Source organism: Actinoallomurus soli, assembly GCF_024055715.1.
Classification (GTDB): domain Bacteria; phylum Actinomycetota; class Actinomycetes; order Streptosporangiales; family Streptosporangiaceae; genus Actinoallomurus; species Actinoallomurus soli.
In genome coordinates this window covers 117888-131876 of the sequence record NZ_JAMXMV010000013.1, presented here as the reverse complement: position 1 = coordinate 131876, position 13989 = coordinate 117888, and the positions used below count along the sequence as shown (strand labels likewise).

The following is a 13989-nucleotide window of genomic DNA, read 5'->3' as shown; positions in this document are numbered from 1 at the left end:
TGGGCGGCCCGAAGCACGGGCCGATCCGAGGTCGGCTACTCAGCGCCTGGTCTCGTACCTGGTCAGGAGTACGCCGCCGGGGAACGTCCGGGTCTCCACCAGGGTCAGGTTCACCCAGTTGTCCAGGGCCGTAAAGAATGGCGTGCCGCTGCCCACCAAGACCGGTGCGGTGACCAGCACGTACTCTTCGATCAGCCCGGCCCGCATCGCCACCCCGGCGAGTGTGGCGCCGCCGATGTCCATGGGGCCGCCGTCCTCGGCCTTGAGCCGGGTGATCTCGGTGACCGCGTCGCCGGTGACCAGGCGGGTGTTCCAGTCGACCGTGCTGGTCGTCGAGGAGAACACCACCTTCGGCATGTCCCGCCAGCGCCGGGCGAACTCGATCTCCGCCGGTGTGGCGCCAGGCTGCTGGTCGGCGATCGGCCAGTGGGAGCTCATCGTCTCCCACAGTTTGCGGCCGTACAGCGCCAGGCCCGTCGCCTCCACCCGGTCGGACCACCACTGGAACAGCTCGTCGCTCGGCACGCTCCAGCCGAGGTCGTCGCCGGGCGCGGCGATGTAGCCGTCCAGGCTCAGGTTCATGCCAAAGGTCAGTTTCCGCATGGCGTCAGCCTCCTGTGAGTCGGTACTCGGCGTACAGACCGGCACGGCGCGGAAAAATCACCGGTGAGACCACACCGAGGGCCGGTTCGCCCCTTGGCCCTCAACCCACATCGCGGCCTGCAGTGCGGCCCGCCTTAGTGAGAGAGATCGGCTGGTGGCCCGGTTTCAGTGAAGTGGCCCAGGTCGAGTGAGAGCGGACGACACCGCTTCGGTAAGTCACCTCCGGTGGGGGAGGCGCTCACTTACTGGTGGGCTTCAATATTCGATCTGCCGGTATTCCTGGCTCAGAGCCGGGCGACCCCTTGGGCACCCGAACCAGGTCGGGAATTCGGATGCCTGGCCTGAGGCCGGCGGGGGATCCTGCGTGCTGTGACGATCTTCTATGTGGTGCAGCATGGCGAGAAGGAGCGGCTGCCTGGTGACCCAGGATTGACTGATCTTGGTCGTTGGCAGGCCGAGCGTACTGCCGTTTGGCTGGGCCGGGCGGGGGTCACTGCGGTGTTCAGCAGCCCGATGCGGCGAGCTCGTGACACTGCCGATGCGATCGCGTCGGTGATCGGCGCTCCGGTCCGGGAGGACCCGCGGTTGCGGGAGCGGATGAACTGGGACGGTTCACGACCGTTCGCGGAGTTCTTGATCGAGTGGGCGGCCTGGGTCCGTGACCGGCATTACACGCCTTAGGCCGGCGACACGTCGTGGCAGGCCGGTGAGCGGTTCCGCTCCTTCCTCCGAGAAGTTCCGGCGGAGCTCGGGGTCGTCGCCGTGTGCACTCATGGCGGCGTGACCGTGGACCTGCTGCGGTCGTTGCTCGGCGACCAGGCGCTGGCGCCGCAGTTGCTCGAGGGCGGCGTCCCGCCCTGTGCGATCACGACGCTTCAAGACCAGGCGGTCCTGGATGTCGCTTCGGTGAGTCACCTCCGGTGAGGGAGACGCCCGAAGCAGCTTACTTGACATAATGTGCATTATCGAGCATCCATCGGGGCCCTGGAGAGAGCGTCGAAAGGGGCCGTCGAGCCGCGGCGTTGTCAGCGTCGACTGACATGATGCGGCCGTGACCCCATGGACGCTCCGGGACATCGATCAGGCGCTGCGGGACAGCTGGGCGGCCGACACGTGCTCGCCCGACGATCTCGAACGCACCGGCTGGAGCCCGGACAATCCCGCGGTGGGCCACTGCGACATCACCGCATTGCTCGTGAACGATCTGCTCGGCGGCGAACTGGTGCTCGGCACTGTCCACTCGGCCACCGGCGAGCCCCAGGGTCATCACTGGTGGAACCGCCTGGCCAACGGCGTCGAACTGGACCTGACCCGGGACCAGTTCCGCGACGGCCAGGTGATCACCGAGATCCGCGTCGTCGAGCGGCCCCGGCCGCAGCCGCGCCGCCGCAGTCACGAGTACGAGCTCCTGCGCGACCGGGTCGCCGCCCGCCTCGGCCCGCTGCCCGCCCCCGGCTCCGCATGACCCGCCCCCACCGTTCCGGCACCGCCATCCGGCCGCGAAGGTCCATGATCGATACCGGACAGAATCCAGCTTCTGTCCGGTATGACCTAATTGTCCAGTCATATGGCGTGATGCGTGGTGCGATATCCCGCCGGGTCCGCGCCCGCGAGCCTGATGGCGGCCGCCCACCGCGCGGGTCCGGCGACAGGGCGACCCCGTCTCACCGGATCCGCGCGGTGGGCGGCGGCCGTACGCGTCACCGCGCCAGAAGGACGATCTTGCCGCGGTTGGCGCGGGCCTCGATGAGGCGGTGGGCGTCGGCCGCGCGCTCGAGGGGCATCGCCTCATGGACGACCGGGCGCAGGTGCCCGTCCCGGTGCAGTTCCCACAGCTCCCGCTGGTGGCGCTCGTAGGTATCGCGCCGCCGGGCGGCCAGGTGCGCCACCGCGAACCCGATGACCGAGGTGCCGCGCATCCGCAGCGCGTTCGTGTCGACGGTCCCGCCGACTGCGTTGAACGCGACCAGCCGCCCCAGCGGCGCGAGCGCCCGCAGCCCGGCGTCCTGAACCTGACCGCCGACGCCGTCCAGGACCACGTCCACCGGGTCGCCCCAGTCGTCCTGGTCGTAGGTGACGACGTGACCGGCTCCCTGCTCGCGGGCGAACCCGGCCTTGGCGGCGTCTCCCACGGCGGCCGTCACGCGTCCCGCACCCAGCGCGGCGGCCAACTGGACCGCCAGGTGCCCGACGCCACCGGCGGCGGCGGTGACCAGCACGCTGTCACCCTCGGCGAATCCGCCGGCGCGCAGCGCGCCGAGCGCGACCTGGCCGCTGCGGGTCAGCGCGAGCGCCGCGAGGTCGTCGACGTCGTCGGGCACGGCCGTCACCATGACGGCCGGAACCGCCACGGTCTCGGCGTACGCGCCACTGAAGGCGAGCCCGGCGACCCGCTCCCCCACCCGGCGGCCGCTCACCCCCCGGCCGATCCCCGCCACCCGCCCGACGATCTCCCCGCCGGGTATGTGCGGGAGCGGCACGCCGGACTCCCCGCGGGTGGCGCGGACGACCGGGAGCGTGACGCCGACGGCGTCGACCTCGATCAGCAGCTCACCCTCCCCCGGTTCGGGCGCCGGGGTCTCCTCGGCCCGCAGAACCTCCGGGCCGCCGTACTCGTGCAATCGGACCGCGCGCACGCGGCACCGCCTCCTTCGCGTTCGTGGAACGGGACGTGCCGGAGGCCACCGGCCGGTGGCCGCCGCGGCCGCGTCACCCCATGGTCCCGATCAGCGACCTGGTCTCCTCTCTCACGGAGAACTTCAACAGCGTTGAAGTTCAACAGTGTTGAAGTGTGCGGGATACTGAAGGGCACCGTCAACCGGTTACGGGAGGCACACGGATGCGGCTGACCCGCGAGCAGGTGGTCACCGGCGGACTCGACCTGCTGGACGAGGCCGGCCTGGACAAGCTGACGATGCGCCGGCTCGCGGCCGCGCTCGGCGTGCAGAACGGCGCGACGTACTGGCATTTCTCCAGCAAGCAGGCCCTGTTGGAGGCGATGGCCGACCGGATGCTCGAGGGCGTGACCGCCGGGCTGGCCCCGGACCTGCCCTGGGAAGCGCGGGTCGCGGAGACCGCGCAGCGCCTGCGCCGCGCGCTGCTGGCGCGGCGGGACGGTGCCCGGCTGTTCGCCGGGGTCTTCTTCCCGCTGCCCAACGCCCTGTCCTACGGGGAGACGATGGCCGCGACACTGCGGGACGCGGGTCTGCCGCTGCGGGACGCCGTGTGGGCCGTGGACGCGCTGACGTACTTCGTCGTCGGTCATGCGGCCGAGGAGCAGCTGGCGGCCGCGCTGCCCGACGGAGGCCGGTCGGCGGTCGCGCGGCTGGTGTCAGCGCTCGACTCTCAGCGTCATCCGGCCCTGCACGCCGCGGCGGGCGACGTGGCGGCCCCGCATCCGCAGGAGCATTTTCGCTTCGGGCTGGAGCTGTTGCTCACCGGGATCCGCGCCCGCCTGGACGGTCCCGTGCACTGACCGTGGGCGGGGGTGCGGGTGCCCGGGCGGGGCCGTGGCCGGTGGGCGGGCGCCGGTGTCGTAGGGGGCCGGTAAGGTCCGGCGGGTGCGTCCTGTCGATGTCCAGCGAGTCACTGTGGAAGAGGCCGCGGATCGTTACGCGGAGATGGTGCGGGCCAAGACGGTCACCGGCGCGCTGGCGCCGAGCACCGCGGAGATCTACACGCGTGACGTGCACACGTTCGCGGTCCTCGCCGGCGCGGATCGGGTGCTGGACGATCTGACCGGTGAAGACGTCGACGAGGTGCTGCTGCGGTTCGCCCGCAAACCGGACGGCCGACGTAAGACGCCGGCGGCCGGCGGCGGGTCCGCTCCCCTGCAGAGCGCGTACTCCCAGGCGCGGTTCCGCCGGTCGGTGTCGGCGTTCTTCCGGCACGCCGCCGTGGCGGGGTGGGTGCAGCTGAATCCGATGCGGGCGGTGACGGTGACGCCGCGACAGCGGGGCGGTCTGCGGCCGGAGCGGCGGGCGTTGACGCGTGAGCAGGCGGAGGGGCTGCTGGGCACGGCGCGGGGGCTGGCGTCGGCGGGGCCGGACGAGCGTAAGCGGGCGGATCAGCGCACCGAGTTGCGTGACGCGCTGATCGTGCTGCTGCTGGCGACGGTCGGGCCGCGCGTGTCGGAGCTGACGCGCGCGGACGTGGAGCATTTCTTCACCAATGACGGGGTGCGGTACTGGCGGATCTTCGGGAAGGGCGGCCGTACGCGTGACGTGCCGCTCCCCCACGGTGTCGTGCAGGTGCTGGACGCCTACCTGGCGGAGCGGCGTGCCCGCGTGGTGGAGACCCCGGCGCTGCTGCTGTCGTGGCGGGGGCGCAGGCTGGCGCGCGGGGACGTGCAAGGGGTGATCGACCGGGTGCTGGCGCGGGTCGACCCGGACCGGCGGCGTTCGGTGACCCCGCACGGGCTGCGGCACACGACCGCGACGCATCTGCTGGCGGCGGCGACGGACATGGACGCGGTACGGCGGGTGCTGGGGCATTCGGACCTGTCGACGCTGGGCCGCTACCGTGACGAGCTGCCCGGGGAGCTGGAGGCGGCGATGCGGGTCCATCCTCTGCTCGGCGGCCCGGAGGCCGGCGAGCGGGAATAGCCTCCGCGTGCGCCGGCGCGCTCGGCCGGACATCGCCTGCCGAAAGCGTCCGGTCTTCGCAGTGGCGCGGCCGCGGACCCGACGCGGTGGCGACCACCGAGGCCGTCCGGGGCCGTCGAAGGTCAGGACGTGGTAGCCGCGTTCCTGTCCGCCGGCAGTGCCGGAGAAGTGCGGTTCCTCGGCGGCGCCGTCGAATCCGTTGTGCATCACCAGTGTTGTAGCTGGTTGGAGCGGGGATGCAACGACGCTCGAGCGTTCGGCTCGGGCGTCGTTGGCGGCTCTCCGCGCTCCAGGCAGTGCTGTCCCCGCTCTCCGCGGGCCGGTGCGGCGGGGGTCCGCCCGGCCGGAGGGCGGACCGCCAGCAGCTCCTCGTCGTAGGGGTGCGGTTCGACGCGGTAGCCAGCCTCGGGCAGGACCTGGGCGGCGCGGGTGCGCGCGGCCGGTTGCCGGGCGGGGTCGGTGAAGTCGTCGCAGACGCCCACGGTGAACGGGTCGTGGCTCTCCACCGAGAACCCGGCGCGGGCGGGGAACTCGGCGCAGCCCGCGGCGCGCAGGACGACGCAGACCTGCTCGGCCTCCCAGCAGCCGCTATGCCGAGAGATGCCGACGGCCTTCGTCAGCGATGACGGCTCGGAAAACCGGGTCGCCCCGTCTCCTCCGCACCCTGCGGCCGGTTGCGCCGCAGGAATGTCGTAATGATCCTCAGCCACTCGTCCGGATCTTCACCGAACGGCGCGTGGCCCGTGGCGATCTCGGCTGACTTCGCACCGGGAATGCGGTCGGCGAGGCATCGTTGCGTCTCGGGGGGAACGAGCCAGTCGCCTATCGTGACGACTACGAGCGTTGGAACTTCGATCTGCGAGAGGTCGTCGCTGACGTCGATCCGCTCGAGCAGATCGGCTTGTTCGGGCGTGCCCGGCGGGAACGCCCCGGCGATCCGTTCAATCGTGGCCTGCAGCCTCTCGCTCGGCATCGTGTTCAAAGTACGGGTGCTGAAGGCCATGAGGGCACCGAATTCGGCGAGAACCCTACGGTCTCCGGATTCGTAGAGTCGGCGCCAGATCGAGTTGAACAGGCGCACTTTGGCATCGGGCCGAGCGAAGGTGGCGGTGAGTACGAGGGCCGTGATCCGATCGGGGTGGCGGACGGCGGCACGGATGCCGATGGGGCCTCCGAGAGAGATGCCGGCGATCGTGAAGGTGTCCAGGCCCTCAGCGTCGGCGGCGGCGACCAGCTGATCCGCGAGTTCGTCGATGTCGAGCGGAGTTTCGGATCGAGGTGTCGCGCCCGAACCCGGGAGGTCGACCCCGACGACGGTGTGATCCGCCGCGAGCCCGTCAAGGATCGGTCCGAACTGACGCTCGATGCTTCCATTCGCGCCATGGGAGAGCACCAGACCGGGACCCGAACCACGGACCGTACGAGCCAGACCAGGTTCCGGCAGAACGGTCTTCCGCATCTTCACTCCCCGCCTGTCAGGTCAGGGGCGGTCTGGCTCCAGAAACGATACGACCCGACAAGGGTCGCGGCGGTTCGTACGCGAGTGCCGGGGATCTGGCGCTCACCGATTCCCTGCTGGAACTCCGTGAAAGCGGCGGAGCGCGACAGCGGATCACGATCGTCTTCGCTGACTACGATGTGAGCGAAGGTGACCCCGTCGTCGAGGCGGAACGCGGCGTACCGCAGCCCGCCTGGGTCATTGTGCGCGAGCTCGGACATGACCTCCTCGATCAGCCGTTGATTCTCATCGGCGGATTCAGGGCGAATCTCGTACTGCACGATATTGATCTTGTTCATCCGGACCTCCAGGTACTCGAGATGGGGGCTTCCAGCCTGCATGGGCACCTTTGTCGACGCCGTGACCGCGTCCGAGTCGCTATCGGACGGCGTCAGGCCGCCCGGCTCGGCGTACGGTGCGGGCGAGGGCGATACCGCCGACGACGCCGACGACGCTCAGGAACGCCATCCATTCCGCCGCCGTCGACATCGCATGTGCCGATGAGTGCGCTCGTGCCGGCGAATGCTGCGGGAGCGGCTCGGCCAGGGAGAGGTAGAGGCTGCCGAACACCGCGACGCCGATGACCTGTCCAAGTTGCATCGTGGTGGTCAGCACTCCGCTGGCGTCAGCCGCCTTGGTCAGTGGCACGTGGACCAACGCCAGGGCCAGTAGTGGGCTGAGCGTCAAAGCCATGCCGAGCCCGCAGACGATGAGCCCGGCCCACAACAGCGGGCTGTCCTGGGTCCCGCCGTGGAAGCCGGCAGCGATGCCGAGGTAGCCCGGGACGCACATCGCCATGCCGGTCGGCGACAGTGTGTGGTGAATGGATCTGGGCAGCGCCCGCCAGTAGAACCCCACCAGCCCGAACACCGCGGCGACCGGCACGAAGGTCAGGCCGGCACGCAGCGCGCTGTCCCCGAGACCACCTTGCAGGTGCAGCGCGAGAGTGAACATGAACCCGCCGTAGGCGACCTGCATGCAGGTGAGAGTGCCCACGCCGGACGCCATTCCAGGCGCGCGCAGCGCCGACAGGCTCAGCAACGGGTCACCGCCGCGGGCCGCGATGCTCCGCTCGACCAGGACGAAGACCCCGGCCAGCACAATGCCGGCGGCGATACAGATGAACGTCCAGGGCCGCCAACCGACCTGGTGCCCGAGCACCAACGGCAGCACCGCAAGGAATACTGCCGGCACCGCAATGGCGAGACCGGCGAAGTCGAGCCGGCGGGTGCCGCGGGGCTCGTCGGCCGGCACGAACACCGGGACGAGCGCCACCAGGAGCACTCCCAGGGGCACGTTGACCAGGAAGACCGGTCGCCAGGTGGCGTTCAGCAGGTTGGCGTCGACCAGGATGCCGCCCAAGACCAGGCCCGCCAGAGCACCGGTCGACAACACGACTCCATAGGCCGACAGCGCCTTGGCGCGTGCCATGCCGTCGAACCGGGTCTGGATGACGCTGATGATCTGCGGCACCATCACCGCCGCGCCGGCACCCTGTATGAAGCGAGCGACGATCAGCGTCGCACTGTTCGGCGCGAGCCCGCAGATCAGCGAGGTGAGGGTGAAGACGACGGCACCGAGTAGATACATCCGCCGCCGGCCGTAGAGGTCGCCGAGCCTCGCTCCTGTGATCAGCAGCATCGCGTACGCGACCGTGTACCCGCCGACCACCAATTGAAGGGACGCTCCGGAGGCGTGTAGATCCGCCCCGATCGTTGGCACCGCCACGTTGACGATGGTGACGTCCAGCAGGCCCATGAACTGGCCGAGCAACAGCACGACCAGCATGAGCCAGAGCCGTCCTGCTCGCTGGGTGGCCGGTCCTGACGGCCGGGCCGTGAAATCCGTACTGACCACTGTTCGGGCTCCTTCCCCTTGGTCGCACGTCCGCCGGCGAACCGGCCGTGCGCGGTCACTCGTACAGATACGGCCGACCGCTTGACCTCATCGGTCCGCGAGGCACCGAAGACCGATGAGTTTCTGTGGTGGCGGGGATCTGTACAGGTGAGGGACCCAGGCGTGGAATTGCTCGTGTGATGGGGGTTGGTAACTGCGATGCAGCGTGAGGAAACGATGACGTCAAGCGGCGAGGACTTCGCTCACCTCACCGCTCCGTACCGTCGTGAACTGCTGGCGTACTGCTACCGGATGCTCGGTTCGGTGCATGACGCCGAAGACCTCGTTCAGGAGACCCTGCTGCGCGCGTGGCGCTCATACGACGGGTTTCAGGGCCGGGCGTCGCTGCGTACCTGGCTCTACCGGATCGCGACCAACGTCTGTTTGAGAGCGCTGGAGGACCGTGGCCGCCGTCCGTTGCCCTCCGGCCTGAGCGGTCCCGCCGAGGGACCGGAAGCGTCCGTGGCGCCCGCGCTGCACGAGGTGGCCTGGTTGGAGCCGATCCCCGACACCCTGTTCGGCACCGCGCCGACCGACCCTGCCTCGATCGTCGCCTCCCGCGCGGGGATGCGCCTGGCCTTGATCGCGACCCTGCAGTACCTGCCTGCCAGGCAGCGCGCCGTTCTGATCCTGTGCGACGTGCTGCGCTGGCAGGCGTCCGAGGTCGCCGAGCTCCTCGAAGTCTCGGTCGCCGCGGTCAACAGCCTGCTGCAACGCGCCCGAGCGAACCTCGAACGCGCCACGCCCGCCGAGGACGAACTCGTCGAACCGACCGACCCGCAACAGCGCACCCTGCTCGACCGGTACGCTACCGCGTTCAAGAACGCCGACGTGACCGCCCTCATGCGAGTGCTCACCGCCGACGCCGTGTACGAGATGCCGCCGATCCCGACCTGGTTCACCGGCCGCCAGGTGATCGGACGCTTCCTCGGCTCCCGGATCCCCGCGAATCCCGCCGACATCCACGTCGTCCGGACCGCCGCCAACGGTCAACCCGCACTCGCCACCTACCGACGCGACCGCGACGGCATCCACCATGCACACTCGATCCAGGTCCTCACCATCGCGGCAGCGCGCATCACACGAGTGACCTCATTCCAGGATCCGGCGTTGTTTTCGACATTCGGCCTGCCGCGCACCCTGCCCGATGCCGGAACAGGTCTTGAATGAGCGCACGACAACATCGACCGACGGTTGTCTACCGCGACTTCATGCCCGCTGCTGGTCGCCGCCCGACTCAGGCGGGCGGTGCACCGAACAGCACGCGGGGTTCCGGGTCCAGGGGATGAAGTGGGAGAACAGTGCGATGTAGGTGTTGGACACGTGCCGGTAGGCGATCCGGCCGTACCGGATGCTGGTCTCGGCCAGCAGGTTGTCCTCCCAGGTGTCGATCTGGGCGCCGGCGTCCACCGCCGCGGCGACGGCGGCGAGCTCGTCGCGGTAGTGCCGGGTCAGCGCGGCCGCCTCGGTGGGGATCCCGACCTGGGCGCAGAACGCGGGCACCAGCGGCCGGCAGTCCTCCCAGGACATCAGCTGGTGGTGCAGGTTGGCGTAGGAGTCCGACCCGGCCGCCGCGATGTCGCCCGAGCTCAGCTCGGCCGCCAGGTAGGTGAACACGCACACCTCCAGGTGGCGGCGCACCAGCATCCCGGGGCCGCGCGGGATCGCGGACGGTCTTGCGCCATTGCAGCGAGGTGAAGGCGTCGACGTCGATCGACAACCTCACCGGCACCGGCTCGCCGCCAAGGTCTGGCCGTTCCACCACAATCTGCTCGGGCACCAGAGCGGCCTTGGCGCCGCGCAGCGCAATCAGGAACTCCGCCGCGTCCAGCACGCTGCGGTCGGCGCTGGTGGCCTCCAGCTCCACCGCCTCCACCAGGGTGAACAGCGCCGACCGGTGCGAAGGGAAACGACGCCACGTCACGGACGAGCGGCTACCAGCAGATCGACCACATAGGTCTCTTCCACCGTCTCATCGGGGAAGACCTCACGTAGCCGGGTACGTTCCTCGGCGAGAAAGGCGTGGTTCGCCGTCTGGTCGAGGATCAGGAACGCCGAGCGGCTGCTGATGTTGGCGAGGTGCGTGTCGAGAGGGACCGTTCGCTGCCAGCGGATGTGCCGACGCGCGACCCGCAGCCCGGTCAGGCCCGCGAGCCGGATGGCTTCGCCGTCGTCGGGACGCACCGCGGAACGCGGGGGCACTCCGCAATGGCGTGCGATGCGCTCATGCTGGGCACGGGCCCACGGCACGTCGAAGGCGGTGGTGTTCCACCAGATCGCGAGCGCACCGCCGGCGCGCAGGACACGCAGCGCCTCCGGGACGGAACGAGAGGTGTCGGTCCACTGCCAGGACTGCGCATACGTGATGAGGTCGTGCGAGGAATCGGCGAGGGGGAGGGCGTTGCCGTCGCCCCGGACGATCGGTATGCCCGGGAGCACCTGACGAAACTCGGCGGCCATCGCCTCCCCCGGCTCGACGGCGATCACATCAGCGCCCCGCCGGTGCAGGAGGGCGGACGAGATTCCGGTGCCCGCGCCGACATCGGCGACGCGGATGCCCGCCAGAGGCCGGCTCACGAAGTCCTCGATGAAGTCGAAGACCGAGGGCGGATACGACGGACGGCTCGCGTCGTACTGGGCAGCGGCCGCGTTGAACGAATGAGCGCGTGAGCCGGCAGTCATCTCCTCATCATCTCCCCTGACCCGGTGCAGCAGGACCCCGAACACCGATCCCGGTGATCATTTCCGGTCACAGCAGGTGGACCTCCGCCGCATCGATGCACAGGCCCCTTGTGATGCGGACCAGGCTTCCGGGCACGCCCCGCGCCTCACGGCGCGCTGTTCAGCCCTACCCGCCCAGCGGCGGCTTGGCAACGAGGACCGACCGGCCGCGCGTACGGGGGCGGCGCGCCATGGCCCGTACGCGCGGCCGGTCAGCGTCGTACGGTGGGGTGCGCTTCGCGGAAGGCGCGGCGCAGGAGCCGCAGGCCGTCGCCGATGCGTTCGGCCGGGATCATCCCGTAGCCCAGGACCAGGCCCGGCTGCGGCCGGTCGGCGCAGTAGGCGGCCAGGGGCTCGACGGCGACGCCGAGCCGGCCGGCCCGGTCGTGGACCTGCTCCAGGTCGGCGCGGACGCCCGGGCGCAGGCGCGCGCACAGGTGCAGTCCGGCGGTGGAGGGCACCGGGGTGAGCCAGTCGGCGAGGTCCTCCCCCAGCGCCGTGGTGAGGCGTTCGTGGCGGGCGGCGTAGACGCGGGTGGCCTTGCGGACGTGGCGGGACAGCTCCCCGGAGTCGATGAGGCGGGCCAGCGCGGCCTGGGCGGCGGGGTCGCCGTGCCAGTCGGTGAGCTGCCGGGCCGCGCGCAGCGCCGGCCGCAGCGCGGCCGGGGCGACCAGGAAACCGGAACGCAGCAACGGTGACAGGGTCTTGGAGAACGTTCCGACGTAGATGACCCGTCCGGTGCGGTCGAGGCTCTGCAGCGGTTGCAGGGGCCGGGCGGAGAACCGGAACTCGCTGTCGTAGTCGTCCTCGACGATCACCGCGCCGTGCCGGTCCGCCCAGGCGAGCAGCGCGGTACGGCGGGCCGCGGACATGGGGGTGCCCAGCGGGAACTGGTGGGAGGGCGTGACGTACACGAGGCGGGCCGTGGCGGGGAGCGCGGTGACGTCCAGGCCCTCCTCGTCGACGGGCACGCCGGTGACGCGGGCGCCGAGCGCGGTGAACAGGCGCCGTGCCGGCGGGTAGCCGGGTTCCTCGACTGCGATGTGGTCGCCGGGGGCGATGAGGACGCGGGCGAGCAGGTCGAGGGCCTGCTGGGCGCCCTGGGTGATGAGCACGTCGTCGGTGTCGGCGCGTACGGACCGGGACACGCCGACGTGGCGGGCGACGGCGGCGCGCAGCGCGGGATGCCCGCCGGGGTCGCCGTAGCCGGAGACGCGCAGCGCCGAGGCGCGCAGTTCGGCGGTGAGGAGCCGCCGCCAGGTGGCCAGGGGGAACAGGGCGCCGTCGGGCATGCCGACACCGAAGTCGTACGGGGCCGGAGCGCCGGTGGGGTGCGGTGCGGGGGTCAGGGAGTCCCAGGGCGGGCGGGGGCGTACGGCGCCGCCGGTGGGTGCGGCGCGGCGCCGGGCGCGGGTGTGCCGGGCGTCGCCGACGTAGGTGCCGGATCCGACGCGGGCGATGAGGAACCCTTCGGCGGTCAGGCGTTCGTAGGCGACGCAGACGGTGTTGCGGGAGACCTGGAGGCGGCGGGCGAGTTCGCGGCTGGGCGGCAGCCGCTCCCCGGGGCGCAGCCTGCCGTCGAGGATCGCGTCGAGGAGCTGGTGGTAGATGCGGGTGGACAGGTCACCGGGACCGTCGAGGGTGATGTGCGGGTCCACGCCCCCTATTTTGGCCCGTTCGACCGGGCGCTGATTGGCTCTTCTGCCGGCCAATGGGGCGGGGTTGGCTGGTTCCGGGCGCCCGGGTGGCGGGTCCGCCCGGCGGGGGAAGGAGCGGCCGCGCATGGTCCGTATCGTGGCGACGTCCGGGCCGGCGCGGACGCCGGCGGTGGCGCAGCTGGTCGGCTCCGTGGGCGATGGGGCGTTCTACGCCTGCTCGGTGCTGTTCTTCACGCGCGTGGTGGGGCTGTCACCCGCGCGGGTGGGGTTCGCGCTGACACTGGGCTGGGCGGTGGGCATGCTCGCCGGTGTCCCGCTGGGGCGGCTGGCCGACCGGTGGGGACCACGCCGTACGGCGGTGGGGCTGGCCGCCGCGACGGCCGTGACACTGGCCGCGTTCCTGGTGGTGCGGTCGTTTCCGCTGTTCACGGCGGCTTTCGCGGCGTATGCGTGCTGCCAGGCGGGTCTGACGTCGGCGCGGCAGGCGCTGCTGGCGGGGCTGGTGCCGGCCGGTGAGCGCACGGGCGACGCGGCGCGCGGGCGTGCTGATGGCGGCGTCGTGCGCGGTGTACGCGATGTCGGGGGCCGGTTCGGGTGTCGTGGTGACGGTCGTCCTGCTGGTGGCGGGCGCGCTGGTGCAGGTGTTCGGGGAGATGCTGCACGGGGCGGGCGGCTGGGAGCTGAGCTTCGCGCTGGCGCCGGAGGGCCGGCACGGGCAGTACCAGGGGTTCTACGGGATGGCGCCGCAGTGCGCGCGGATGGCCGGGCCGCTGGTGCTGACGACGCTGCTGCTGGGCTGGGGCGGGCCGGGCTGGCTGCTGCTCGGCGCGGCGTTCCTGACGGCGGGGGCGGCGATGGGCCCGGTGACACGGTACGCCGAGCGGGCCCATGCGGCGCCGCGGGTGGCCGTACGCACGGGGACTTGTGGATAACCACGTCCCACACCGCCCGGCGAAAGCCGCGTCACGCCAGGATCCGGGCGGCCGGCTGGGGATGACGCTGTGGAGGA

General features: G+C 71.1%; 15 protein-coding genes and 2 pseudogenes. 8 read left to right on the top strand and 9 right to left on the bottom strand.

The features are described 5' to 3' along the window. Positions 1-39: 39 nt before the first annotated feature. Positions 40-603: a dihydrofolate reductase family protein gene (locus NDW01_RS28445; RefSeq protein ID WP_252826236.1), complete on the bottom strand. Its 564-nt coding sequence runs from the start codon at positions 601-603 to the stop codon at positions 40-42. A 369-nt stretch (positions 604-972) separates the two neighbouring features. Between NDW01_RS28445 and NDW01_RS28440 the strand changes: the two genes are divergently transcribed. The 3 genes from NDW01_RS28440 (at position 973) to NDW01_RS28430 (ending at position 2068) form a co-directional block, all read left to right on the top strand. Beyond that, on the top strand, positions 973-1284 hold the full coding sequence (locus NDW01_RS28440; RefSeq protein WP_252826233.1) for a histidine phosphatase family protein: 312 nt from the start codon (positions 973-975) through the stop codon (positions 1282-1284). Between the two features lie 99 nt (positions 1285-1383). Beyond that, the gene (locus tag NDW01_RS28435) at positions 1384-1527 is read left to right on the top strand and encodes a hypothetical protein (protein ID WP_252826231.1); all 144 of its coding nucleotides are present in this window, start codon (positions 1384-1386) and stop codon (positions 1525-1527) included. Positions 1528-1654: 127 nt separating this feature from the next. Further along, positions 1655-2068 carry a YunG family protein gene (locus tag NDW01_RS28430; RefSeq protein ID WP_252826229.1) on the top strand — a complete coding sequence of 138 codons (414 nt, stop codon included), beginning with the start codon at positions 1655-1657 and terminating at the stop codon, positions 2066-2068. 235 nt (positions 2069-2303) lie between these two features. Here NDW01_RS28430 and NDW01_RS28425 read toward each other — a convergent pair whose 3' ends face one another. After that, complete coding sequence (locus NDW01_RS28425; protein WP_252826227.1) at positions 2304-3239, bottom strand: quinone oxidoreductase family protein; 936 nt, start codon at positions 3237-3239, stop codon at positions 2304-2306. Positions 3240-3442: 203 nt separating this feature from the next. On the opposite strand from NDW01_RS28425, the gene NDW01_RS28420 reads away from it, so the two are divergent. After that, the gene (locus NDW01_RS28420) at positions 3443-4078 is read left to right on the top strand and encodes a TetR/AcrR family transcriptional regulator C-terminal domain-containing protein (protein WP_252826224.1); all 636 of its coding nucleotides are present in this window, start codon (positions 3443-3445) and stop codon (positions 4076-4078) included. A gap of 85 nt (positions 4079-4163) precedes the next feature. Beyond that, positions 4164-5207: a tyrosine-type recombinase/integrase gene (locus tag NDW01_RS28415; RefSeq protein WP_252826222.1), complete on the top strand. Its 1044-nt coding sequence runs from the start codon at positions 4164-4166 to the stop codon at positions 5205-5207. A gap of 206 nt (positions 5208-5413) precedes the next feature. On the opposite strand, the gene NDW01_RS28410 is transcribed toward NDW01_RS28415, so the two are convergent. The 4 genes from NDW01_RS28410 to NDW01_RS28395 all read right to left on the bottom strand — a co-directional run bounded on the left by NDW01_RS28410 (position 5414) and on the right by NDW01_RS28395 (position 8562). After that, complete coding sequence (locus tag NDW01_RS28410) at positions 5414-5713, bottom strand: hypothetical protein (RefSeq protein WP_252826208.1); 300 nt, start codon at positions 5711-5713, stop codon at positions 5414-5416. 110 nt (positions 5714-5823) lie between these two features. Then, positions 5824-6666 carry an alpha/beta fold hydrolase gene (locus NDW01_RS28405; RefSeq protein ID WP_252826206.1) on the bottom strand — a complete coding sequence of 281 codons (843 nt, stop codon included), beginning with the start codon at positions 6664-6666 and terminating at the stop codon, positions 5824-5826. 2 nt (positions 6667-6668) lie between these two features. Next, complete coding sequence (locus NDW01_RS28400) at positions 6669-7004, bottom strand: hypothetical protein (RefSeq protein WP_252826204.1); 336 nt, start codon at positions 7002-7004, stop codon at positions 6669-6671. 79 nt (positions 7005-7083) lie between these two features. Beyond that, a complete protein-coding gene (locus NDW01_RS28395) occupies positions 7084-8562 on the bottom strand; it encodes an MFS transporter (RefSeq protein ID WP_252826202.1) in 1479 nt (492 codons plus the stop codon). 198 nt (positions 8563-8760) lie between these two features. Here NDW01_RS28395 and NDW01_RS28390 point away from each other — a divergent pair, with 198 nt between their 5' ends. Continuing rightward, positions 8761-9771 (top strand): sigma-70 family RNA polymerase sigma factor, encoded by a 1011-nt coding sequence (locus NDW01_RS28390; RefSeq protein ID WP_252826200.1) that lies wholly within the window; start codon positions 8761-8763, stop codon positions 9769-9771. Between the two features lie 78 nt (positions 9772-9849). On the opposite strand, the pseudogene NDW01_RS44470 reads toward NDW01_RS28390, so the two are convergent. The 3 genes and pseudogenes from NDW01_RS44470 to pdxR form a co-directional block, all read right to left on the bottom strand. Beyond that, a pseudogene (locus tag NDW01_RS44470) lies at positions 9850-10131 on the bottom strand (Tn3 family transposase); the annotation flags it as partial. Between the two features lie 390 nt (positions 10132-10521). Further along, positions 10522-11283, bottom strand: a complete 762-nt coding sequence (locus NDW01_RS28380) for a class I SAM-dependent methyltransferase (RefSeq protein ID WP_252826181.1) — start codon at positions 11281-11283, stop codon at positions 10522-10524. Between the two features lie 251 nt (positions 11284-11534). Continuing rightward, positions 11535-12980, bottom strand: coding sequence for a MocR-like pyridoxine biosynthesis transcription factor PdxR (gene pdxR, locus NDW01_RS28375; protein WP_308211789.1), 1446 nt, complete (start codon positions 12978-12980; stop codon positions 11535-11537). Between the two features lie 124 nt (positions 12981-13104). On the opposite strand from pdxR, the pseudogene NDW01_RS44465 reads away from it, so the two are divergent. Together NDW01_RS44465 and NDW01_RS28355 are read left to right on the top strand one after the other, a co-directional pair. Then, positions 13105-13473: pseudogene (locus NDW01_RS44465) on the top strand (MFS transporter); the annotation flags it as partial. A gap of 19 nt (positions 13474-13492) precedes the next feature. Then, positions 13493-13912: an MFS transporter gene (locus NDW01_RS28355; protein ID WP_252826177.1), complete on the top strand. Its 420-nt coding sequence runs from the start codon at positions 13493-13495 to the stop codon at positions 13910-13912. Positions 13913-13989 lie beyond the last annotated feature (77 nt).

Coding starts and splice junctions, on each gene's coding strand:
- NDW01_RS28445 (WP_252826236.1), bottom strand. CDS start 603: ATGCGGAAACTGACCTTTGGCATGAACCTGAGCCTGGACGGCTACATC.
- NDW01_RS28420 (WP_252826224.1), top strand. CDS start 3,443: ATGCGGCTGACCCGCGAGCAGGTGGTCACCGGCGGACTCGACCTGCTG.
- NDW01_RS28405 (WP_252826206.1), bottom strand. CDS start 6,666: ATGCGGAAGACCGTTCTGCCGGAACCTGGTCTGGCTCGTACGGTCCGT.
- NDW01_RS28400 (WP_252826204.1), bottom strand. CDS start 7,004: ATGAACAAGATCAATATCGTGCAGTACGAGATTCGCCCTGAATCCGCC.
- NDW01_RS28390 (WP_252826200.1), top strand. CDS start 8,761: ATGCAGCGTGAGGAAACGATGACGTCAAGCGGCGAGGACTTCGCTCAC.
- NDW01_RS28380 (WP_252826181.1), bottom strand. CDS start 11,283: ATGACTGCCGGCTCACGCGCTCATTCGTTCAACGCGGCCGCTGCCCAG.